Below are 21830 nucleotides of genomic sequence, written 5' to 3' on the forward strand. Positions count from 1 at the left end.
ACGGTACGGGCCGCCGCCGGCGACCGATCAGCCGCCGGACCGAACCTCCGCCCCTCCCCTGGGCGTACGGCCCTCCCGTCGCGTACACCAGCCGTGGTACGCAGCCCCATGGAGATTCGCCGGGCGCGCTCCGTCGCCGAGGTCGCCGAGCCGTACCGGCGCCGGGGCATCGGACGGGCGCCGGTCGGCCGGCTCGCGGCGCTGGGGCGAGAACGCGGCTGCTACGGGATGTGGGTCCTGACCGACGCCGGGAACGACGTCGCCCTCGCCGCTAGCGCAGTGCGGGCGGCAAGGGCGACGGGTCGTGTTCGGTGGTGACCTGGGACTCCGGGTGACCGTCAGGCCCGGGCGTCCTCCGGGATCGACACCAGCCAGCGGGTGTCGCGGCGCGGGCGCAGGTAGAAGGCCCAGTAGAGGGTGGCGACGGCGGTGATGCCGCCGGTCCACAGCAGGTAGCTCGCCTCCTGCCGGCTGAGGACGTACGCCAGGACCACGATCAGCAGCACCGGCATCGTGGGCCACAGCGGCATGCGCCAGGCGGGCGTGTGCCGGTGGTGGCCGCGGCGGGCGAGCAGAGCGGCGACGGCGACGAGCAGGTACATGGCGGTCACGGAGACGCCCGTGACGCCGTACAGCGTGTCCAGGTTGACGAAGCAGAGCAGCGCGCCGGGCACGCCGACCGCGAGCGTGGCGACCCAGGGGGAGCCGAACCGGCCGAGCTTGGCGAAGACGTCGTTGACCGGCTCGGGCCAGGCCTTGTCGCGGGCGGAGGCGAACAGGACGCGGGAGTTCTGGATGACCATGACGATGCCCGCGTTGATGATCGCGAGAGCCACGCAGAGGCTGACGAAGGTGCCGACGGCGGAGTTGGACCAGGCGGTGACCATGGAGCTGATGTCGCCGCCGGTCAGCTCCTCGAGGTCGGAGGCGCCCATGGTGATGGCGGCGACCGGGACCAGGATGATCACGGTGGAGATGGCGAGGGTGGCCAGCACCGTGCGGGCGACGTTGCGGCGCGGGTGCTCCAGTTCCTCGGAGAGGTAGACGGCGGTCGAGAAGCCCTGGGTGACGAAGAGGGCGATGGCGAGTCCGGAGACGACCAGCATGGCCGTGACGGTGTCGGTGTGGCCGCCGGTGCCGGCCACCTGCATCGAGGTGAGGCTGCCGAGGCCGCGGTGGCCGTGGGTGAAGCCCAGCAGGGCCACGACACCGGCGGCGATGACCTCCAGGACCAGGAAGATGCCGGTGATCCAGGCGTTGGCGCGCAGGTCGAGCAGGCCCGCGAGGGTGGCCAGCAGCATCACGCCGGCGCCGGTCAGGGCCGGGTCGAGGTGGACGATCGGGGCGAGGTAGTCGGCGGTGCCCATGGCGATCACCGGCGGCACGATCATGACCACCAGCAGGGACAGCACGAAGACCAGCCAGCCCGCGAGCCGCCCGGCCAGCGTCGACACCATGGCGTACTCGCCGCCCGCGCTGGGGATGAGGGTGCCCAGCTCCGAGTAGCAGAACGCCACGGCGATACAGAGGAGGGAGCCGATGGCGATCGTCAGGGCGGTGGCGGTGCCGAGCGAGCCGAACAGATCGGGGACGACCACGAAGAGCGTGGAAGCGGGGGTCACGCAGGACAGCGTGAGCAGGGTGCCGCCGACCACCCCGATGGAACGCTTGAGCTTCTGGGGGCTGTCGGCCGTCTCCGGGAGGGGGAGGGCGGTCTCGACAGGGCGGAGCGTGTCGGTCATGCGGCGGTTCCGATCGACTGGTGCGGGATGCCTCCGGCGGCTGGGATCGAGGTGCATGGAACCCCGACGAAAACCAACACGTCAATGGGTGTTTACCTACGGAATCCGTAGATCGAGAAGGGCGATCATCTCGTGAACAGCAATTCAGCGCAGTGCGTTCCGCTCCCTTGACTCATACGGTAACCGCAGGGAGGGCGTCAAAAAAATGTCAGGACGTCCGGGATCCGGACCTGTCGGTGTGGCCCGTTAGAGTTCACCGGTCACAGCGGGAACACAGCTACCAGGGGTGGGGACACATGAAGCTGGGCAGGAGCGCCGCGTGGGCGGCGTGCACGGCGGCGGCGCTGATGGCGGCCTCCGCGTGCGGCACCGAGGGGGCGAAGACGGCCGCCAAGACGGTCGACAGCGCCGGCAAGGCGATGGCCGCGCTGACCCGGGCGACGGACCGGACGCAGGACCTCGGGTCGGCCGAGGTGAAGATGAGCACCGACATGGGCACGGGCAACGGCCCGGTCACCATGGAGGGCACCTACTCCTGGGGCGACGGCTTCGCGTTCGACGTCGAGATGGACGCCCGGGCCGCCCAGATGCAGAAGCTGACCTCGTCCCCGAAGGTGCGCATGCTCTTCGTGGACGGCGCCTACTACTACGACATCGACCCGCAGCCCTCCGGCCCGCTCAAGGGCAAGGAGTGGATGAAGATAGACAGCTCGGCGGTGTTCGGGGAGAAGGGCTCCCAGGCGATGGCCGGCGGAAGCGGCGGCGGCAGCCCGGTGGCCTCCATGAAGGCGCTGAAGTACGCCGGCAACGTCGACGACCTCGGCGAGCAGACCGTCGACGGCCGGCGCACGACCCACTACCGGGCCGAGTACAAGGCCTCCCAGATGGGCAAGCTCAAGGACGCCTACGGCGACCAGGACAACCTGTTCAACTCGCTCACCGGCGCGGGCGGCTCGATGACCATGGACATCTGGGTGAACGGCAAGGACCTGCCGGTCCGCATGAAGCAGGTCTTCGGCTCGGCGACCGTCACCACGGACTTCGAGAAGTTCGGCGGGACGGCCGCGGTCAAGGCGCCGCCCGCGGACGAGGTCGGCGACCTCACCGAGCTGGTGAAGCAGCAGCAGGCACAGCAGGGCTGAACGCACCGGTGCCCCGCCTCCTCCTCGAAAGAGGCGGGGCACCGTCAGGTGTCAGTGGTTGCGCGGGAAGCCCAGGTCCACGCCCGCCGGGGCGTCGGCCGGGTCCGGCCAGCGCGTGGTGACGACCTTGCCGCGGGTGTAGAAGTGCGTGCCGTCGTTGCCGTAGATGTGGTGGTCGCCGAAGAGCGAGTCCTTCCAGCCGCCGAAGCTGTGGTAGCCGACGGGGACCGGGATCGGCACGTTCACGCCGACCATGCCGGCCTCGACCTCCAACTGGAAGCGGCGGGCCGCGCCGCCGTCCCGGGTGAAGATCGCGGTGCCGTTGCCGAACGGCGAGGCGTTGATGAGGGCGAGACCCTCCTCGTAGGTGTCCACGCGCAGCACGCACAGCACCGGGCCGAAGATCTCGTCCTGGTAGGCCTTCGCCGACGTGGGCACCTTGTCCAGCAGCGAGATGCCGATCCAGTGGCCGTCCTCGAAGCCCTCCACCGTGTAGCCGGTGCCGTCCAGGACGACCTCGGCGCCCTCGGCGGCGGCGCCCTCGACGTACGAGGCCACCTTGTCGCGGTGGACCTTGGTGATCAGCGGGCCCATCTCGGAGGCCGGGTCGTTGCCGGGACCGATCTTGATCTTCTCGGCGCGCTCGCGGATCTTCGCCACCAGCGTGTCGCCGATCGCGCCGACCGCGACGACCGCCGAGATCGCCATACAGCGCTCGCCCGCGGAGCCGTAGGCGGCCGAGACGACGGCGTCGGCCGCCGCGTCCAGGTCCGCGTCCGGCAGGACCAGCATGTGGTTCTTCGCGCCGCCGAGCGCCTGCACGCGCTTGCCGTTGGCGGAGGCGGTGGCGTGGATGTAGCGGGCGATCGGGGTCGAGCCGACGAAGGAGACGGCCTTGACGTCCGGGTGCTCCAGGAGCCGGTCGACGGCCACCTTGTCACCGTGCACGACGTTGAACACGCCGTCCGGCAGACCGGCCTCCGACAGCAGCTCGGCGATCTTGATCGACGCCGACGGGTCCTTCTCGCTCGGCTTGAGCACGAAGGTGTTGCCGCACGCGATGGCGATCGGGAACATCCACATCGGCACCATCGCCGGGAAGTTGAACGGCGTGATGCCCGCGACCACGCCGAGCGGCTGCCGGATCGAGGACACGTCCACCCGGCTCGCGACCTGGGTGGACAGCTCGCCCTTCAGCTGCACGTTGATACCGCAGGCCAGGTCCACGATCTCCAGGCCGCGGGCGACCTCGCCGAGCGCGTCGGAGTGCACCTTGCCGTGCTCGGCGGTGATCAGCTCCGCGATGGCGTCGCGGTTGGCGTCCAGCAGCGCGCGGAACTTGAACAGGATCGCGGTGCGCTGGGCCAGCGAGGACTGGCCCCAGGTGGCGTAGGCGTCCTTCGCGGCGGCTACCGCGGCGTCCACCTCCTCCACCGACGCGAACGCCACCTTCGTGGTGACCGCGCCGGTCGCCGGGTCCGTGACCGGCCCGTACGTACCCGAGGCGCCCGCGGCGGATTCGACGGGCTTGCCGCCGATCCAGTGGTTGACGATCTTCGTCATGACCGAGTTGCTCCTTCACAGATGGCGGCGTCGGGTAGAGACGTGCCGTTCGTACAGCTCACGTGCCGTGACCGCGGACGCTCGGGTCGCGGTCTCGGCCACAGGAACATCCCACCAGGCCTGCGCCGGAGGCGCGCCCGACACTGTGTCTGCGGTTTCGGTCTCCACGTAGACACATGTGGGAGTGTCGGCGGCCCGCGCCTCGGCGAGCGCCGCGCGCAGGTCCCGTACGGTCTTCGCGCGCAGCACCCGCATGCCGAGGCTGGCCGCGTTGGCGGCGAGGTCGACGGGCAGCGGCGCCCCGGTGAACGTGCCGTCCTCGGCCGCGAAGCGGTAGGCGGTGCCGAACCGCTCGCCGCCGACCGACTCCGACAGACCGCCGATCGACGCGTACCCGTGGTTCTGCACGAGCAGGATCTTGATCGCGATCCCCTCCTGCACCGCCGTGACGATCTCGGTCGGCATCATCAGGTACGTGCCGTCGCCGACCAGCGCCCAGACCGGCCGGTCCGGGGCCGCCAGCTTCACACCGATCGCGGCCGGGATCTCGTAGCCCATGCAGGAGTAGCCGTACTCCAGGTGGTACTGGTCACGCGACCGGGTGCGCCACAGCTTGTGCAGGTCACCGGGGAGCGAGCCGGCCGCGTTGATGATCACGTCCGTCTCGTCGGCGATCGCGTCCAGCGCGCCCAGCACCTGCGGCTGCGTCGGCCGGGCGTCCGGTTCGTCCGCCTCGTAGCAGGCGTCGACGCGCTGTTCCCAGCGCTCCTTGTCCTCGGTGTACTCGGCGACGTACGCGTCGGCGACGCGGTGGCCGTCCGCGGTCAGCGCCCCGGTCAGCTCCCGCAGTGCGCTGCGGGCATCCGCGACCAGCGGGATCCCGGTGAGCTTGTGGCCGTCGAAGGGCGCGATGTTGAGGTTGAGGAAGCGGACGTCCGGGTTCTCGAAGAGGGTGCCGGAGGCGGTGGTGAAGTCGGTGTACCGGGTGCCCACGCCGATCACCAGGTCGGCGGTGCGGGCGAGTTCGTCGGCGGTCGCGGTGCCGGTGTGGCCGATGCCGCCGACGTCCTGCGGGTGGTCGTGGCGCAGGGAGCCCTTGCCGGCCTGGGTGGACGCGACCGGTATCCGGGTGGCCGCGGCGAACTCGGCGAGGGCCTCCTCGGCGCGGCTGTGGTGGACTCCGCCGCCCGCGACGACGAGCGGCCTCCGCGCGGCCCGCACGGCGCGGACCGCCTCGGCGAGTTCGGCGGGGTCGGCGGCGGGGCGCCGTACGGTCCACACGCGCTCGGCGAAGAACTCCTCGGGCCAGTCGTACGCCTCGGCCTGCACGTCCTGGGGGAGCGCGAGCGTGACCGCGCCGGTCTCCACCGGGTCGGTGAGCACGCGCATCGCCTGGAGGGCGGCCGGGATCAGGGCCTCCGGCCGGGTGACCCGGTCGAAGTAGCGCGACACCGGGCGCAGGCAGTCGTTGACCGACACGTCCCCCGCGTACGGCACCTCCAGCTGCTGGAGCACCGGGTCCGCCGGGCGGGTCGCGAAGACGTCGCCGGGCAGCAGCAGGACCGGGAGGTGGTTGACGGTGGCGAGGGCGGCGCCGGTGACCAGGTTGGTCGCACCGGGGCCGATGGAAGTCGTCACGGCGTGCGTGGACAGCCGGTTGGACTGGCGCGCGTAGCCGACCGCCGCGTGCACCATGGACTGCTCGTTGCGGCCCTGGTGGTACGGCATGGCGTCGGCGTACTCGACGAGCGCCTGGCCGAGCCCGGCCACGTTGCCGTGGCCGAAGATGCCCCAGGTCGCGCCGATCAGCCGCTGCCGCGTGCCGTCCCGCTCGGTGTACTGGGCGGACAGGAAGCGGACGAGCGCCTGCGCGACCGTGAGCCGCACCGTCGAGGTCTGCGCCGTCATCGGTAACCCTCCGTGTGATCAGGGTGGAAGCAGATCCGCCACTCCCGCGTCTCGCCCGGCCCGGCCATGACGTTCAGGTAGTACATGGCGTGGCCGGGCTGGGCGATGGACGGGCCGTGCCATCCGTCGGGGACGAGGACGGCGTCGCCGGTGCGGACCTCCGCGAGGACGTCCGCACCGCCCGCACGGGAGGGGAACACGCGCTGGTAGCCGAGCCCGTTCGGCCCGTCGATCTCGAAGTAGTAGATCTCCTCGAGCCGCGCTTCCTCGCCGGGCCGGTGCTCGTCGTGCTTGTGCGGCGGGTACGAGGACCAGTTGCCGCCCGGCGTGATCACCTCGACGGCGATCAGCCGGTCGCAGTCGAACGCGTCCGCGGAGGCGAAGTTGCGCACCTGGCGGGCACAGGTGCCGCTGCCGCGGTCTTCGACGGGGACCTCCGGCGCGGGGCCGTAGCGGGCGGGGAGTCGTCGCTCGCACTTCGCTCCTGCCAGGGCGAAGCGGCCTCCCGCGCCGGAGGCGATCTGGACCCGGGCGTCACGGGGCGCGTACACGAAGTCGGAGACTCCGTCGAACACGCTTTTCCTGCCCAGGACTTGGAACTGTTCGTCCTCCACGTGCACCGTACAACCGCCGCTCAGCGGAAGCACGATCCATTCGCTGTCCCCGGTGGTGAACGTGTGTGTCCCGCCCGGCTCCAGCTCGACCACGCGCAGGGCGCTGTACGTCCAGCCGGCCCGCTCGGGACCGATGTCGAGCACATACTGGGCGCTCGCGGTCGCGCCCTGGCGGAGATGCAGGTCATTGCTGGTCATGCGGCCCTCACAGCAGTCCTACGGCGGTGTCCACGGCGGCGGCCACATCGCCGTCCGCCGGGTACAGCAGGGAGCGGCCGACCACCAGACCGCGCACGGTGGGGAGCCGGAGCGCGCCCCGCCACTTCTCGTAGGCGGCGACCTGGTCCTCGGGCGAGTCACCGATGTCGCCGCCGAGCAGCACGGCGGGCAGCGTGGAGGTCTCCATGACCCGTGCCATGTCGTCGGGGTCGTCGGTGACCGGCACCTTCAGCCAGGTGTAGGCCGAACTGCCGCCCAGGCCCGAGGCGATGGCGATGGACTTGGTGACCGCCTCCGCGCTCAGGTCGTTGCGCAGCCGCCCGTCGTCGTCACGGCGGCTGATGAACGGCTCGACGAAGACGGGGAGCCGGCGGGCGGCCATGTCGTCGATGGCGCGGGCCGTGGACTCCAAGGTGGTCAGCGAGCCCGGGTCCGCGTAGTCGACGCGCAGCAGCAGCTTGCCCGCGTCGAAGTTCAGGCGCTGGATGTCCTCGGGGCGGTGGCCGGTGAAGCGGTCGTCGAGTTCGAAGGAGGCGCCCTGGAGGCCGCCGCGGTTCATCGAGCCCATGACCACCTTGTGGTCGAGGGCGCCGAGCAGCAGCAGGTCGTCCAGGATGTCGGCGGTGGCCAGGACCCCGTCCACGCCCGGCCGGGACAGGGCCAGGCAGAGGCGTTCGAGGAGGTCGGCGCGGTTGGCCATGGCCAGCTTGCGGTCGCCGACGCCGAGGGCGCCGCGGGCCGGGTGGTCGGCGGCGACGATCATCAGCCGGCCGTGCTCGTTCAGCAGCGGGCGGCGGGCGCGGCGGGCGGCGGCCTCCGCGATCGCCTCGGGGTGGTGGGTGCGGGTGTGCACCAGCGCGGAGACGTCGACCTTCGGGAACGCGCCGCCGTCCCCGCCGTCATGCCGCGTCCCCGCGACCGTGCCGGCGCTCACAGCACCGCTCCGGCCCGCAGCGCGGCGGAGACCTCGTCGGGGGTGGGCATCGCGGAGGAGCACTCCAGGCGGGAGGCGACGATGGCGCCGGCCGCGTTGGCGTGCCGCATGATCGTCTCCAGGTCCCAGCCGGCCAGCAGGCCGTGGCAGAGGGAGCCGCCGAAGGCGTCGCCGGCGCCGAGTCCGTTGAGGACGGTCACCGGGAGCGGCGGGACCTCCGCGGTCTCGCCCGCGCTGTTGACCGCGAGGACGCCCTTGGGCCCCTGCTTGACGACCGCGAGCTCCACACCGGCGTCGAGGAGCGCCCGGGCGGCGGCGTGCGGCTCGCGCACCCCGGTGGCGACCTCCACCTCGTCGAGGTTGCCGACGGCCACCGTGGTGTGCCGCAGCGCCTCGGCGTAGAAGGGGCGGGCCGCGTCCGGGTCCGTCCAGAACATGGGCCGCCAGTCGAGGTCGAAGACCGTGGTGCCGGCCTTGGCCCGGTGGGCGAGCGCCGCGAGGGTCGCCGTACGGCTCGGCTCCTCGCTCAGGCCGGTGCCGGTGACCCAGAAGACGCGCGCCTCGCGGACGGCGTCGAGGTCGAGCTCGTGGGCGTCGATCTCCAGGTCGGGTGCCTTGGGCTGCCGGTAGAAGTACAGCGGGAAGTCGTCCGGCGGGAAGACCTCGCAGAAGGTGACCGGCGTGGGCAGCCCGGCGACCGGGGCGACCCAGCGGTCGTCGACGCCGAAGCCGCGCAGGGCCTCGTGCAGATAGGCGCCGAAGGCGTCGTCACCGGTCCGGGTGATCACGGCGGTGCTCCGGCCGAGGCGGGCGGCGGCGACCGCGACGTTCGTCGCCGAGCCGCCGAGGAACTTGCCGAAGGACGACACCTGCGCGAGCGGTACGCCGGTCTGCAACGGATAGAGGTCCACTCCTATCCGTCCCATGGTGATCAGGTCGTACGCCATCCGGCTTCCCTTCTGCGTCATCCGGTTCGCCCTCGGGGCGCACCCCGGCGGCTCGCACGGCTCTCCCCGGTTTGTAGCCCCGCACCCGGGAGCCTGTCAATGTTTTGTCCAGACATTCGGACCAGAGCTTGACACGCGCTTTCTACGAGCCGCAGGCTGACCGCCATGACGTCGATGCCGCCCCAAGCCCCACTGTCCCGCATCCGCATCGGATCGGCGCCCGACTCCTGGGGCGTCTGGTTCCCGGACGACCCCGCACAGGTGCCCTGGCAGCGCTTCCTCGACGAGGTCGCGGACTCCGGCTACGAGTGGATCGAGCTGGGTCCGTACGGCTACCTGCCGACCGACCCGGCCGTGCTCACCGAGGAGACGGCCCGGCGCGGCCTGAAGGTGTCGGCCGGCACGGTCTTCACGGGCCTGCACCACGGCGAGGCGGTCTGGGACAAGACCTGGGCGCACGTCTCGGACATCGCCGCGCTCACCCAGGCGATGGGCGCGTCCCACCTGGTGGTCATCCCGTCCTTCTGGCGGGACGACAAGACCGGCGAGGTGCTGGAGCCGGACACGCTCACCCCCGAGCAGTGGCGCAACCTGACCTCGCTGACCGAGCGGCTCGGACGGGAGGTGCGGGAACGCTACGGCCTGTCGATCGTCGTCCACCCGCACGCCGACACCCACATCGACAGCGAGGACAACGTCACCCGCTTCCTCGACGGCACCGACTCCTCACTGGTCTCGCTGTGCCTGGACACCGGGCACTACGCCTACTGCGGCGGCGACAGCGTCAAGCTGATCGAGACCTATGGCGAACGGATCGGCTACCTGCACCTCAAGCAGGTGGACCCGGAGATCCTCGCGGACGTACGGGCGAACGGCACCCCGTTCGGCCCGGCGGTCGCCCAGGGCGTGATGTGCGAACCCCCGTCCGGGGTGCCCGCGCTCGGCCCGGTCCTCGAGGCGGCGCAGAAGCTGGACGCCGACCTGTTCGCGATCGTCGAGCAGGACATGTACCCCTGCGCCCCGGACAAGCCCCTCCCGATCGCCCGGCGCACCCGGGCGTTCCTGCGGTCCTGCGGGGCGTAGACGTCCTGCCGTCGGCGCCCCGGCGGGCCGCCGAAGCCGGCGGCCCGGTCGCCGCGACCGCGAAGGGCCCGGCGAGGCCGGCGCGGGACACGGCCGGGCGGACACCGCGACGGTGTGCGGCTTGCGGCCGCACGGCCGGAGGGTCCACGGCGGTCCGGCGGCGACCGCCGGGCCGTCAGCCGTCGCGCCCCGTCCGCACCCGCGCGTACGCCGTGTGTGTCAGCCCTGTCACAAACTCCCGCCCGCTGTCACACATGTCCCGACTACGCGGGCTCCCCGTCACATCCCTTCGACAGGCCCTCCCTGACGGTCACTGCGCGTCGTTCACCGGGCACAGGCTGATGATCACCAGCGCAGCGCCCGGCTCTCCCGACGGCCGCCCCCGGCCGCCGCCGCGGCGCGCGCGGGGAGGAACTCATGACCGACCGCCGGCTCTGGTCGTACAAGGAGATCGCGGCGCACATCCGGGTGCAGCCGGACACCGTACGGTCCTACCGCAAGCACGGGCTGCTGCCCCCGCCCGACCACGTGGAGGGCGGCAAGCCCTACTGGTACGCCGACACCGTCCGCGCCTGGGTCGCCGCCAGACCCGGCAACCGCGGCCGCAACCAGACCTGAGCCCGTCCGTACGGTGCCGTGCCCCGTCCCTCCCGGGTGGGGCACACGGCTCTCAGCTCCACGGTTCGACGACCGTGACGCCCGCGCCCGGTGCCGTGTCCAGCGCGGCGAGCGCGGCCGGGGCCGCGTCCAGCGGGATCGTCGACGTCACCAGCAGGTCGGGGCGGAGTACGCCCGCGCGGACCAGTTCGAGCATGCCCGGATAGGCGTGGGCGGCCATGCCGTGGCTGCCGAGGAGTTCGAGCTCCAGGGCGATGGCGCGGGCCATGGGCACGGGGGTCGTGCCCTCGGGTGAGGGAAGCAGGCCGACCTGGACGTGCCGGCCGCGGCGGCGCAGCGAGCCGACGGAGGCCGCGCAGGTCACCGGGGAACCGAGCGCGTCGAGGGAGAGGTGGGCGCCGCCGCCGGTCAGTTCACGGATCGCGGCGGCCGTGTCCGGCGTCCGCCCGGCGTCCACGCACCGGGCCGCCCCGAACTTCCGCGCCAGCTCCAGCGCCGCCGGTGACACGTCGACGGCGACGACCCGTGCCCCCGACGCCGCCGCGATCATCACCGCCGACAGGCCCAGGCCCCCGCAGCCGTGCACCGCGACCCACTCCCCCGCGGCCACCCGCCCTCGTTGCACCACCGCCCGGAAGGCCGTCGCGAACCGGCAGCCGAGCGCGGCCGCCGTCGCGGAGGACAGGCCGTCCGGTACGGCGACCAGGTTCACGTCGGCGTGGTCCAGTGCCACGTACTGCGCGAACGAGCCCCAGTGGTGGAAGCCGGGCTGGGTCTGCCGCTCGCACACCTGCTGGTCGCCGGCCGCGCAGGCGGGGCAGCTGCCGCAGGCGCAGACGAAGGGCACGGTGACCCGGTCGCCTGGGCTCCAGCCGGTCACCCGGCCGCCGACCGCCTCCACGGTCCCGGCGAGTTCGTGACCCGGCACGTGCGGCAGCGTGATGTCCGGATCGTGGCCCATCCAGCCGTGCCAGTCGCTGCGGCACAGGCCGGTGGCCTCGACGCGCACCACGACGCCGTGCTCGGCGGGCTCCGGATCCGGCACCTCCCGCACCTCGGCCGGTTCCCCGTACCGCTCGAACACCACAGCGCGCATGTGTCCTCCGTCCTCACCTTCCGTACGACCGCCCCCGGACCGCCCGACCACGGCCCCCGCGAACGCTAGCCCCTGCCCGGCCCCGGCCCCCGCCCCGGCCCCGTACGCCGGTCCCGTCCGGACTCGGCGGCGGGCGAGCCGCACCGCCCGCGCGGCGGGTACAGGGAGGCCGGGGCCCGCCAGGCCGCACGGACACCACCGGCCTTCCCCGGACTGCGGCATAAAGGTCATCTGCATAGGGTTCGGGTAGATCGTCCAGCAGAAGCCCGAGGGGGACCGCCGTGACCTTCCCGCCGCCCGGCGCCCCCCGCGCCCGTATCCCCGGTCCGCAGCAGCCGCCTCCCCCGTACCCGCGGATCCGCGCGGGCCTGTGGCGGCGCTTCCTGGGCGGCGGGCTGGCCGTATGGGCGCTGACCGTGCTGGCGGCGTACGCGACGGCGGACACCGCCCTCCTGCCCACCCCGATCCTGCTCGGCGGCTTCCTCCTCCCCGTCGTCCTGGTGCTGTGGGCGTACGAGCGGCACGGCTGCGACCTGGGCGTCAGCGCGGTCCTCGGCTGCTTCCTGGCCGGCGGCACGCTCGGGGTGCTGGGCGCGTCGGTGACGGAGAACCAGCTGCTCGGACCGTCACTGCGGACGTTCGCCGCCGCCGGACCGGTCGAGGAGGCCGTCAAGCTCGGCGCGCTGATGTTCGTGCTGCGCCGGCTGCCCGGGATCCACGGCATGCGCGCCGGGCTGGTGCTCGGCGCGGCCGTCGGCTGCGGTTTCGCGGCCCTGGAGGGCTCGGGGCAGGCCTTCGGCGCGGCCCTGTCCGCGGACGGTCCCGGCCTGCGGACCCTGCTGGAGACCGAGGCCCTGCGCGGGATGCTCACCCCGCTCGGGCACGGCCTGTGGACCGCCATGGCCGGCGGGGCGCTGCTCGCGCACCGACGCCCGAACGGCCGCTTCCGCCTGGGCAGCGGACCGGTCCTCGCCGCCTGGCTCGGCGCGGGTCTGTTGCACACGCTGTGGGACTCCACCCACGGCATCGCCCTCTGGCTGGTGGCCCGCCTGGCCGGGCCGTACCCGGCCCGGGAGCTCTTCGCGCAGGGGTACGTCCCTGGACCGACGGCCGCACAGGAACACCTGCTGGCGGTGTTCACGGCCGCCGGCCTGGTACTCGTCTGCTTGCTGGGCATCGCCCGGGTGCGCTCGCTGGCGCGCCGTGGCGCCTCTTGGAGAAATACCCCCTAGGGGTATAGTGTCAGGAGTACAGGCCCCACCGTGGGCCTCGTCGGCCCCACCCGTTGCGACGAGGAGAACGACATGACCGCCCCGACCGACACCCCGGACACCGTCACCACCGTCTACCAGGTGAGCGGGATGAGCTGTGGCCACTGCGAGGGCTCCGTCTCCGGCGAGATCTCCGAAATCCCCGGCGTCACCTCGGTGAAGGCCGTCGCGTCGACCGGCGAGGTCACCGTCGTCTCCGCCGCTCCGCTCGACGAGGAGGCCGTCCGCGCCGCCGTCGACGAGGCCGGCTTCGAGCTGGCCGGCCGCGCCTGATCTCCGTTCACTCTCCGACCGGGCCGTACCGACCAGCTGATACTGGATCCGTGCGGCCCGTTCCGCCGTCTGGAGCCCGGACATGAACAGCACCACCACCGCAGAGACAGCCATAGGCACCCCCTCGGACGCGCCTTCGGGCGCGACGACGGGCAGCTCTGAAGTCGAGTTGCTCATCGGCGGGATGACCTGCGCCTCCTGTGCCGCCCGCGTCGAGAAGAAGCTCAACCGCATGGACGGCGTGAGCGCCACGGTGAACTTCGCCACCGAGAAGGCGAAGGTCACCTACCCCCAGGGGGTCCAGGTCGCCGATCTGATCGCCACCGTCGTGAAGACGGGGTACACCGCCGAGGAGCCCCCGCCGCCGGAGCCCGCCGCGGACGACACGCCCGCCCGGACCGAGCAGGATCCCGAGCTGACGGCCCTGCGGCTGCGGTTCACCGTCTCCGCCGTGCTCGCCCTCCCCGTCGTCCTGCTCGCCATGATCCCCGCGCTGCAGTTCGACAACTGGCAGTGGCTCTCGCTCACGCTCGCCTCACCGGTCGTCGTCTGGGGCGGGCTGCCGTTCCACCGGGCCGCCTGGACCAACGCACGGCACCGGGCCGCCACCATGGACACCCTGGTCTCGGTCGGCACGCTGGCCGCGTACGGCTGGTCGCTGTGGGCGCTGTTCCTCGGCGACGCGGGCATGCCCGGCATGCACGACGCGTTCCGCTTCACCGTCTCCCGTATGGACGGCGCGTCCACGATCTACCTCGAGGTGGCCTCCGGCGTCGTCGCCCTGATCCTCCTCGGGCGCTACCTGGAGGCCCGCTCCAAGCGGCGCGCGGGGGCCGCCCTGCGGGCGCTGATGGAGCTGGGCGCCAAGGACGTCGCCGTCCTGCGGGACGGCCGTGAGGTGCGGGTGCCGGTGGGCTCCCTGGCCGTCGGCGACCGGTTCGTGGTCCGCCCCGGCGAGAAGATCGCCACCGACGGCACGGTGGTCGAGGGCGTCTCCGCGGTCGACGCCTCCATGCTGACCGGCGAGTCGGTGCCGGTGGACGTCGGCCCCGGATCCGCCGTGACGGGGGCGACGGTGAACGCCGGGGGCCGGCTGGTCGTCGCGGCCACCCGGGTCGGCGCCGACACCCAGCTCGCCCGGATGGCGCGGCTGGTGGAGGACGCGCAGAACGGCAAGGCGCAGGTGCAGCGCCTGGCGGACCGGATCTCGGCGGTCTTCGTGCCCGTCGTCATGCTCATCGCGCTCGGCACCTTCGCGGTGTGGCTGGGCGTCACCGGGGACACCGTCGCCGCCTTCACGGCCGCCGTCGCCGTGCTGATCATCGCCTGCCCGTGCGCGCTCGGCCTCGCCACCCCCACCGCGCTGATGGTCGGCACCGGGCGCGGCGCGCAGCTCGGCATCCTCATCAAGGGCCCGGAGGTGCTGGAGTCCACGCGTCGCGTCGACACGGTCGTCCTGGACAAGACCGGCACGGTCACCACCGGCCGTATGACGCTCCAGGAGGTGTACGTCGCCGAGGGCGCCGACAAGGACGAGGTGCTGCGGCTCGCCGGAGCCCTGGAGCACGCCTCGGAGCACCCGGTCGCCCGGGCGGTCGCGGCCGGCGCCGAGGAGCGGGTCGGGCCGCTGCCCGCGGTCGAGCACTTCGAGAACGTCCCCGGGCGGGGCGTGCGCGGGCGGGTCGCGGGCCACGAGGTGACCGTGGGGCGACTCGCGGAGAACACCGCCGGGGTGCCTCAGGAGCTGGCCGCCGCCCGCACCCGGGCCGAGCAGGAGGGGCGCACGGCGGTCATGGTCGGCTGGGACGGGGTGGCACGCGGTGTCCTCGCCGTCGCCGACGCGGTCAAGGAGACCAGCGCCGAGGCGGTGCGCGAACTGCGCGCGCTGGGGCTGACGCCGGTGCTGCTGACCGGCGACAACCGGACCGTGGCCGAGGCAGTGGCGCGGGCCGTGGGCATCGAGGAGGTCGTCGCCGAGGTACTGCCCGAGGACAAGGTGGCCGTGGTGCGGCGGTTGCAGGGCGAGGGACGGACCGTCGCCATGGTCGGCGACGGGGTGAACGACGCGGCCGCGCTCGCCGCCGCCGACCTGGGCCTGGCCATGGGCACGGGCACGGACGCGGCGATCGAGGCGGGCGACCTGACGCTGGTGCGCGGCGACCTGAAGGTGGCGGGGGACGCGATCCGGCTGGCGCGGCGTACCCTGGCCACGATCAAGGGCAACCTGGTGTGGGCCTTCGGCTACAACGTGGCCGCGCTGCCGCTGGCCGCGGCCGGGCTGCTGAACCCGATGATCGCGGGTGCCGCGATGGCCTTCTCCTCGGTGTTCGTGGTGACCAACAGTCTGCGGCTGCGGACGTTCCACTGAGGGCCCGCGAAGTTACCGCCGGTTTGCGGCAGTGGAAGCAAGAGTCCCCCTGGAGTCCGGCGCGGACCTCACATAAGCTCTTCACAAGGCTCGCGCATCATCCTTACGCTTGAGTCCCGATCGGATTATCGGGGCTCTTGCGCATCTATAGGACATATGCAAGAGACACAGATCACAGTGATGCGAACGTAACCATCGAAGGGGTTCGAAGGTCTAAGTTGGCGATGTCAGACCAGCGTCTTGGGGGGCGCTGACTGGCATCTGGGGATGTCTTGGGGGACTTCCTCAGAGATGCGTTGCCGGGGCACGTACACCGGGAAGCTTTGAGCGGCCCTCCCTGCGTGCGCTGTCCCGGCAGATCGCACCGCATCACTGGAGCGCGACGGGTTCTGCTCGTCATGCTCAGACAGCGATTCAGGCGCTGTCCTCTCCGAGCGCCCGGCCGGATCCCGTGGGGGGAATCCGCACCGGGACATGGGAAGGCGCCCTGGTCGTCGGCCCGTGGGGGGACCGGCGACTCAGGGCGCCTTCTGCTGTGCGCTGTCAGGCGCCCGGGAGGCTCACGCACCCCGGACGCCGACGAAGAAACTCAGCGCTCCTCGGACGAAACTCAGCGCTCCTCGACCGGAACGAAGTCCCGCTCCACCACACCGGTGTAGATCTGGCGCGGACGGCCGATGCGGGAGCCCGGCTCCTTGATCATCTCGTGCCACTGGGCGATCCAGCCCGGCAGGCGGCCGAGGGCGAACAGGACCGTGAACATCTCGGTCGGGAAGCCCATGGCCCGGTAGATCAGACCGGTGTAGAAGTCCACGTTCGGGTAGAGGCTGCGCGAGACGAAGTAGTCGTCGGAGAGCGCGTGCTCCTCCAGCTTGAGCGCGATGTCGAGCAGTTCGTCGGACTTGCCGAGGGCGGAGAGCACATCGTGCGCGGCAGCCTTGATGATCTTGGCACGCGGGTCGAAGTTCTTGTAGACCCGGTGGCCGAAGCCCATCAGGCGGACGCCGTCCTCCTTGTTCTTCACCTTGCGGATGAAGGTGTCGACGTCGCCGTCGGAGTCGCGGATCCCCTCGAGCATCTCCAGCACGGACTGGTTGGCACCGCCGTGCAGCGGGCCCCACAGGGCGTTGATGCCGGCCGAGATGGACGCGAACATGTTCGCCTGGGACGAGCCCACCAGACGGACCGTCGACGTCGAACAGTTCTGCTCGTGGTCGGCGTGCAGGATCAGCAGCTTGTCGAGGGCGGAGACCACGATCGGGTCGAGTTCGTACTCGTCCGCCGGGACCGAGAAGGTCATGCGGAGGAAGTTCTCGACGTAGCCGAGGTCGTTGCGCGGGTAGACGAACGGGTGACCGATCGACTTCTTGTACGCGTACGCCGCGATGGTCGGGAGCTTGGCGAGCAGGCGGATGGTGGAGAGGTTGCGCTGCTTCTCGTCGAACGGGTTGTGGCTGTCCTGGTAGAACGTGGACAGCGCCGAGACGACCGAGGAGAGCATGGCCATCGGGTGGGCGTCCCGGGGGAAGCCCCGGTAGAAGTTCTTGACGTCCTCGTGCAGCAGGGTGTGCCGCGTGATCTCGTTCTTGAACGTGGAGAGCTCGTCGACGGTCGGCAGCTCACCGTTGATCAGCAGGTAGGCCACCTCCAGGAAGGTGGAGCGCTCGGCCAGCTGCTCGATCGGGTAGCCGCGGTACCGGAGGATGCCCGCCTCGCCGTCGAGGTACGTAATGGCGGATTTGTAGGCGGCCGTGTTGCCGTAACCGCTGTCCAGAGTCACCAGACCGGTCTGGGCGCGGAGCTTCCCGATGTCGAAGCCCTTGTCACCGACGGTGCTGTCGATCACCGGGTAGGTGTACTCGCCGTCGCCGTACCGCAGTACTACAGAGTTGTCGCTCACGTCTTCCCTCACCGACGTAGTGCCTCTTCTTCGAGGTGCCCTGACTGTCTCTACCATCCCCCATTTGGCTCAGGAGAGTGCACTCGGGGTCGACCATTGGGCCCTTGGGCGGCACTCAGTGCCGCCAACCTGCTCATCCTGCCCCCTCGATCCGGTGACGGGAAGTGCTCTGTGACCTTCCCGACTCATTTGATCGATCATTTTTCGGGATGTCAGGTCCGTACGGCCCCATTGGCCCCATGGAGTCTGAAGTCGAGTGCCGTACAGCGTCGCCCGGCCGACACCGTGCGCACCGCCTGGCCGATCGCCTTGCGCGAACCGACGAGGACCACCAGCTTCTTGGCGCGCGTGACCGCCGTGTAGAGCAGATTGCGCTGGAGCATCATCCAGGCACCGGTGGTGACCGGGATGACCACGGCCGGATACTCGCTCCCCTGCGAACGGTGGATGGTCACCGCGTACGCGTGGGCCAGTTCGTCCAGTTCGTCGAATTCGTACGGAACCTCCTCGTCCTCGTCCGTCAGCACCGTCAGGCGCTGGTCGACCGGGTCGAGCGAGGTGACCACGCCCACGGTGCCGTTGAAGACTCCGTTCTTGCCCTTCTCGTAATTGTTGCGGATCTGGGTCACCTTGTCGCCGACACGGAAGACCCGGCCGCCGAACCGCTTCTCGGGCAGGTCGGGGCGGCCAGGGGTGATGGCCTGCTGGAGCAGGCCGTTGAGGGTGCCCGCGCCGGCCGGGCCGCGGTGCATGGGCGCGAGGACCTGCACGTCCCGGCGCGGATCGAGCCCGAACCGGGCCGGGACGCGCCGGGCGGCGACGTCCACCGTGAGCCGCCCGGCCTCCTCCGTGTCGTCCTCCACGAACAGGAAGAAGTCCTTCATGCCGTCCGTGACCGGGTGCTGCCCCGAGTTGATCCGGTGCGCGTTCGTCACCACGCCCGACTGCTGGGCCTGGCGGAACACCCGGGTGAGGCGCACGGCCGGGATCGGGCCGCCCTCGGCGAGCAGGTCGCGCAGCACCTCGCCCGCGCCCACGCTGGGCAGTTGGTCGACGTCCCCGACGAAGAGCAGGTGAGCCCCCGGCGGCACCGCCTTGACCAGCTTGTTGGCGAGCAGCAGGTCCAGCATGGACGCCTCGTCCACGACCACCAGATCGGCATCGAGCGGCCGGTCCCGGTCGTAGGCCGCGTCACCGCCCGGCTTCAGCTCCAGCAGCCGGTGCACCGTGGAGGCCTCGGCCCCGGTCAGTTCCGCCAGCCGCTTGGCGGCCCGGCCGGTGGGCGCGGCGAGCAGCACCTTCGCCTTCTTCGCGCGGGCCAGCTCCACGACCGAGCGGACGGTGAAGGACTTGCCGCACCCCGGGCCACCGGTCAGCACGGCCACCTTCTCGGTGAGCGCCAGCTTCACGGCGGCCTCCTGCTCGGGGGCGAGGTCCGCCCCCGTACGGCCCTTCAGCCAGCCCAGCGCCTTGTCCCAGTCCACGTCCCGGAACCCCGGCATCCGGTCCTCGTCCGTGCGCAGCAGGCGCAACAGCTGACCGGAGAGGGAGAGTTCGGCCCGGTGGAAGGGCACGAGGTAGATGGCCGTGACCGGTTCCGAGTCCCCCTCCGGGCCGGGCACCTTCTCCCGTACGACCCCCGGGTCCTCCCCCTCCTGCGCGGGCCGCGCCAGCTCGGCGAGACACTCGATGACCAGGCCGGTGTCGACCTGGAGCAGCTTGACCGCGTCGGCGATCAGCCGCTCCTCGGGCAGGAAGCAGTTCCCCTGGTCGGCGGATTGCGACAGCGCGTACTGCAGCCCCGCCTTCACCCGCTCCGGGCTGTCGTGCGGGATGCCGACCGACTGGGCGATCTTGTCGGCGGTGAGGAAACCGATGCCCCAGACATCGGCGGCGAGCCGGTAGGGCTGGTTCTTGACGACGGAGATGGACGCGTCCCCGTACTTCTTGTAGATCCGCACCGCGATGGACGTGGACACCTCGACGGTCTGGAGGAAGAGCATGACCTCCTTGATCGCCTTCTGCTCCTCCCAGGCGTCGGCGATCTTCTTGGTCCGCTTCGGCCCCAGCCCGGGCACCTCGATGAGCCGCTTCGGCTCCTCCTCGATGATCCGCAGCGTGTCCAGCCCGAAGTGCTGCGTGATCCGGTCGGCGAAGACCGGCCCGATGCCCTTGACCAGCCCCGATCCGAGGTAGCGGCGGATGCCCTGGACCGTGGCGGGCAGCATGGTCGTGTAGTTCTCGACGGTGAACTGCTTCCCGTACTGGGGATGGGACCCCCAGCGCCCCTCCATCCGCAGGGCCTCCCCCACCTGGGCACCGAGCAGCGCGCCGACCACCGTGAGGAGATCACCGCCTCCCCGGCCGGTGTCCACCCGGGCGACCGTGTAGCCGTTCTCCTCGTTCGCGTACGTGATGCGTTCGAGCACGCCTTCGAGGGTGGCGAGCTGTCGTTCGCCCGTGGGGTTCGTGGGCTTCCCCGCCTGTTGCGCCATGGTGCGACGGTACCGGTGGGGACTGACAGCGCGGGCAGGGCCTTGGCCTGCCGGCTCCTGGGGCGGGAGGGGCGCCGGGGTACCGGGGTACCGAGGGGCGAGAACCTCTCAGACCGGTGTCGGACGCCCCGCCTGCCCGGTGCTCTTGAGATCGTCGACGAAGGCGGCGAAAGCTTCGGCCGGGAAGGTGAGGATGGCAGGGGTGGTGGCTTTGGAGTCGCGGATGTGTATGTGTACGGGGGTGGGGGCGATCTCTACGCACTCGTTGCCGTCGTCGGGGCCCGAGTAGGTCGACTTTCGCCAGTCCATGAGTGCCTCACAGCTCTTTCGCCAGCCGGTGGATGAAATCACGCGATCGCCCCGGGTCGAGTGATGCGGCCTCCACCTTAAGGAAGCGCGTTCGAAAGGCGCTGAGCTGTGCCTCGGAGTCGATGAAGGCCGAGCCATGGGGGACGTCGCGGACCACCGTGTCCAGTTTGGACACGGGACCCCCCACGTACGTCATGCTGCTGGCGGCCCTGGCGAAGCCGTCCAGATCGAACGGGATGACACGGATGGTGACGTGATCCGCCTCGGAAAATGCCACGAGCCGGTTGAGTTGTGCCCGTGACGCAGCACGGTTGCTGACCCTGATGCGGAGCGCCGCCTCGTGAATCACCCACTCGTAGGGAACGCGGATGTCCTGGCCCGCCAGGCGATGACGGATACGCAACTCCAGCTCTTCATTGGTCAGTTCCGGCACTCTTGAGGAGAACACGGCGCGGGCGTAGTCCTCGGTCTGCAGCAAGCCAGGTACGTAAAGGACCGCCACGTCGCGCCGGAACAAGGCGTGATGGTTCAGTTCGGACAGGTCCAGGAAAGACGTGGGCAGATGACCCCGGTACTCCTGGGGGCGGGTGTGTGGCGGCGCGCGGGTGGATCGCTGGCTTGCGGTAGGTGGGGGTGGGGTGTGCTCGGGTGGGTGGCGGGACGGCTTGCCGGTCTTCCTCGGCACCCCTACGGGCGCCACACTGGCCTCAGCGGTCACAGTCGAGCGGCGATGGACGGTGATTGGCAGATATGTGCCAGAGGGGGATGGTAAAGCAGCAGGTCAGCAACGTGGACGAGCTGTGCGAGTGGCTCATATCTGCCAATTGCTGCTTCTGCCCGTCTGTGAGCAGTTCTAGCTAGTGTCCTGGTCCGGAGATCCTGTCGCAGTAGCGGCAGATGCGGTCGATGATCTGGTCCTCGTCCTGCGGCGCCCCAGCCCTCCACTCGCCGCAAGCCGTCACCGGATCCCAGGTGTCCTGCTGCCCGCCGACCGCGCACGTCCGGCCACCAGCCCCCTCTCACCGCTCGCCGCCCGTCCACCCGGCGTGCAGGCGAGGCGCGACCGCGCCCCCCGACCCGGCCCCCACAAGTGATCGCCCGCCCAGCCCCCCACTCACCCACTCACCGCTCGCCCCCCACTCACCCACTCACCGCTCGCCCCCCTCTCACCGTCCGCCGCCCGTCCACCCGGCGTGCAGGCGAGGCGCGACCGCGCCCCCCGACCCGGCCCACACAGGTGATCGCCCGCCCAGCCCCCCACTCACCCACTCACCGCTCGCCCCCCTCTCACCGTCCGCCGCCCGTCCACCCGGCGTGCAGGCGAGGCGCGACCGCGCCCCCCGACCCG

Annotated in this window: 17 protein-coding genes and 1 pseudogene; 7 read left to right on the forward strand and 11 right to left on the reverse strand. The window is 71.3% G+C overall.

The genetic code is table 11. The features are described from left to right. Nucleotides 1-108 precede the first annotated feature (108 nt). On the forward strand, nt 109-318 hold the full coding sequence (locus tag ABZX30_RS10065) for a GNAT family N-acetyltransferase (protein ID WP_355931173.1): 210 nt from the start codon (nt 109-111) through the stop codon (nt 316-318). Nucleotides 319-338: 20 nt separating this feature from the next. Here the strand turns inward: ABZX30_RS10065 and ABZX30_RS10070 are convergent, their stop codons facing one another. Then, nucleotides 339-1742, reverse strand: coding sequence for an APC family permease (locus ABZX30_RS10070; protein WP_355931176.1), 1404 nt, complete (start codon nt 1740-1742; stop codon nt 339-341). A 296-nt stretch (nt 1743-2038) separates the two neighbouring features. On the opposite strand from ABZX30_RS10070, the gene ABZX30_RS10075 reads away from it, so the two are divergent. Continuing rightward, on the forward strand, nt 2039-2884 hold the full coding sequence (locus ABZX30_RS10075; protein ID WP_355931178.1) for a hypothetical protein: 846 nt from the start codon (nt 2039-2041) through the stop codon (nt 2882-2884). A 51-nt stretch (nt 2885-2935) separates the two neighbouring features. Here the strand turns inward: ABZX30_RS10075 and mmsA are convergent, their stop codons facing one another. The 5 genes from mmsA to iolC all read right to left on the reverse strand — a co-directional run bounded on the left by mmsA (nt 2936) and on the right by iolC (nt 9069). Then, complete coding sequence (gene mmsA / locus ABZX30_RS10080) at nt 2936-4447, reverse strand: CoA-acylating methylmalonate-semialdehyde dehydrogenase (protein ID WP_355931181.1); 1512 nt, start codon at nt 4445-4447, stop codon at nt 2936-2938. A 15-nt stretch (nt 4448-4462) separates the two neighbouring features. Continuing rightward, entirely contained in the window at nt 4463-6355 is a 1893-nt protein-coding gene (iolD, locus tag ABZX30_RS10085; RefSeq protein ID WP_355931184.1) for a 3D-(3,5/4)-trihydroxycyclohexane-1,2-dione acylhydrolase (decyclizing), read from the reverse strand. Beyond that, nucleotides 6352-7167, reverse strand: a complete 816-nt coding sequence (iolB, locus tag ABZX30_RS10090; RefSeq protein ID WP_355931185.1) for a 5-deoxy-glucuronate isomerase — start codon at nt 7165-7167, stop codon at nt 6352-6354. Before iolB ends, iolD begins: the two co-directional genes overlap by 4 nt. Nucleotides 7168-7174: 7 nt before the next feature. Further along, entirely contained in the window at nt 7175-8044 is an 870-nt protein-coding gene (locus tag ABZX30_RS10095; protein ID WP_355931315.1) for a deoxyribose-phosphate aldolase, read from the reverse strand. Between the two features lie 74 nt (nt 8045-8118). Continuing rightward, entirely contained in the window at nt 8119-9069 is a 951-nt protein-coding gene (iolC, locus tag ABZX30_RS10100) for a 5-dehydro-2-deoxygluconokinase (RefSeq protein WP_355931318.1), read from the reverse strand. A gap of 165 nt (nt 9070-9234) precedes the next feature. Between iolC and ABZX30_RS10105 the strand changes: the two genes are divergently transcribed. Continuing rightward, complete coding sequence (locus ABZX30_RS10105) at nt 9235-10152, forward strand: sugar phosphate isomerase/epimerase (protein WP_355931186.1); 918 nt, start codon at nt 9235-9237, stop codon at nt 10150-10152. Nucleotides 10153-10569: 417 nt separating this feature from the next. Next, on the forward strand, nt 10570-10770 hold the full coding sequence (locus ABZX30_RS10110; RefSeq protein WP_355931189.1) for a MerR family transcriptional regulator: 201 nt from the start codon (nt 10570-10572) through the stop codon (nt 10768-10770). 52 nt (nt 10771-10822) lie between these two features. On the opposite strand, the gene ABZX30_RS10115 is transcribed toward ABZX30_RS10110, so the two are convergent. Beyond that, nucleotides 10823-11866 (reverse strand): zinc-dependent alcohol dehydrogenase family protein, encoded by a 1044-nt coding sequence (locus ABZX30_RS10115; protein ID WP_355931192.1) that lies wholly within the window; start codon nt 11864-11866, stop codon nt 10823-10825. A gap of 281 nt (nt 11867-12147) precedes the next feature. On the opposite strand from ABZX30_RS10115, the gene ABZX30_RS10120 reads away from it, so the two are divergent. The 3 genes from ABZX30_RS10120 (at nt 12148) to ABZX30_RS10130 (ending at nt 15778) form a co-directional block, all read left to right on the forward strand. Then, nucleotides 12148-13098 carry a PrsW family glutamic-type intramembrane protease gene (locus tag ABZX30_RS10120; protein WP_355931194.1) on the forward strand — a complete coding sequence of 317 codons (951 nt, stop codon included), beginning with the start codon at nt 12148-12150 and terminating at the stop codon, nt 13096-13098. A 72-nt stretch (nt 13099-13170) separates the two neighbouring features. Continuing rightward, nucleotides 13171-13410 carry a heavy-metal-associated domain-containing protein gene (locus tag ABZX30_RS10125; protein ID WP_355931196.1) on the forward strand — a complete coding sequence of 80 codons (240 nt, stop codon included), beginning with the start codon at nt 13171-13173 and terminating at the stop codon, nt 13408-13410. Between the two features lie 82 nt (nt 13411-13492). Then, the gene (locus tag ABZX30_RS10130) at nt 13493-15778 is read left to right on the forward strand and encodes a heavy metal translocating P-type ATPase (protein WP_355931197.1); all 2286 of its coding nucleotides are present in this window, start codon (nt 13493-13495) and stop codon (nt 15776-15778) included. A gap of 610 nt (nt 15779-16388) precedes the next feature. On the opposite strand, the gene ABZX30_RS10135 is transcribed toward ABZX30_RS10130, so the two are convergent. The 4 genes and pseudogenes from ABZX30_RS10135 to ABZX30_RS10150 form a co-directional block, all read right to left on the reverse strand. Then, entirely contained in the window at nt 16389-17678 is a 1290-nt protein-coding gene (locus ABZX30_RS10135; protein WP_355931200.1) for a citrate synthase, read from the reverse strand. Between the two features lie 212 nt (nt 17679-17890). Next, the gene (locus ABZX30_RS10140) at nt 17891-20173 is read right to left on the reverse strand and encodes an ATP-dependent RecD-like DNA helicase (protein ID WP_355931202.1); all 2283 of its coding nucleotides are present in this window, start codon (nt 20171-20173) and stop codon (nt 17891-17893) included. Nucleotides 20174-20281: 108 nt separating this feature from the next. Beyond that, nucleotides 20282-20482, reverse strand: coding sequence for a DUF397 domain-containing protein (locus ABZX30_RS10145; RefSeq protein WP_355931204.1), 201 nt, complete (start codon nt 20480-20482; stop codon nt 20282-20284). A gap of 7 nt (nt 20483-20489) precedes the next feature. Beyond that, a pseudogene (locus ABZX30_RS10150) lies at nt 20490-21062 on the reverse strand (DUF5753 domain-containing protein); the annotation flags it as partial. Nucleotides 21063-21830: the final 768 nt, after the last annotated feature.

The sequence above is a fragment of the Streptomyces sp. NPDC004542 genome, from assembly GCF_040610035.1.
Taxonomy (GTDB): Bacteria; Actinomycetota; Actinomycetes; order Streptomycetales; family Streptomycetaceae; genus Streptomyces.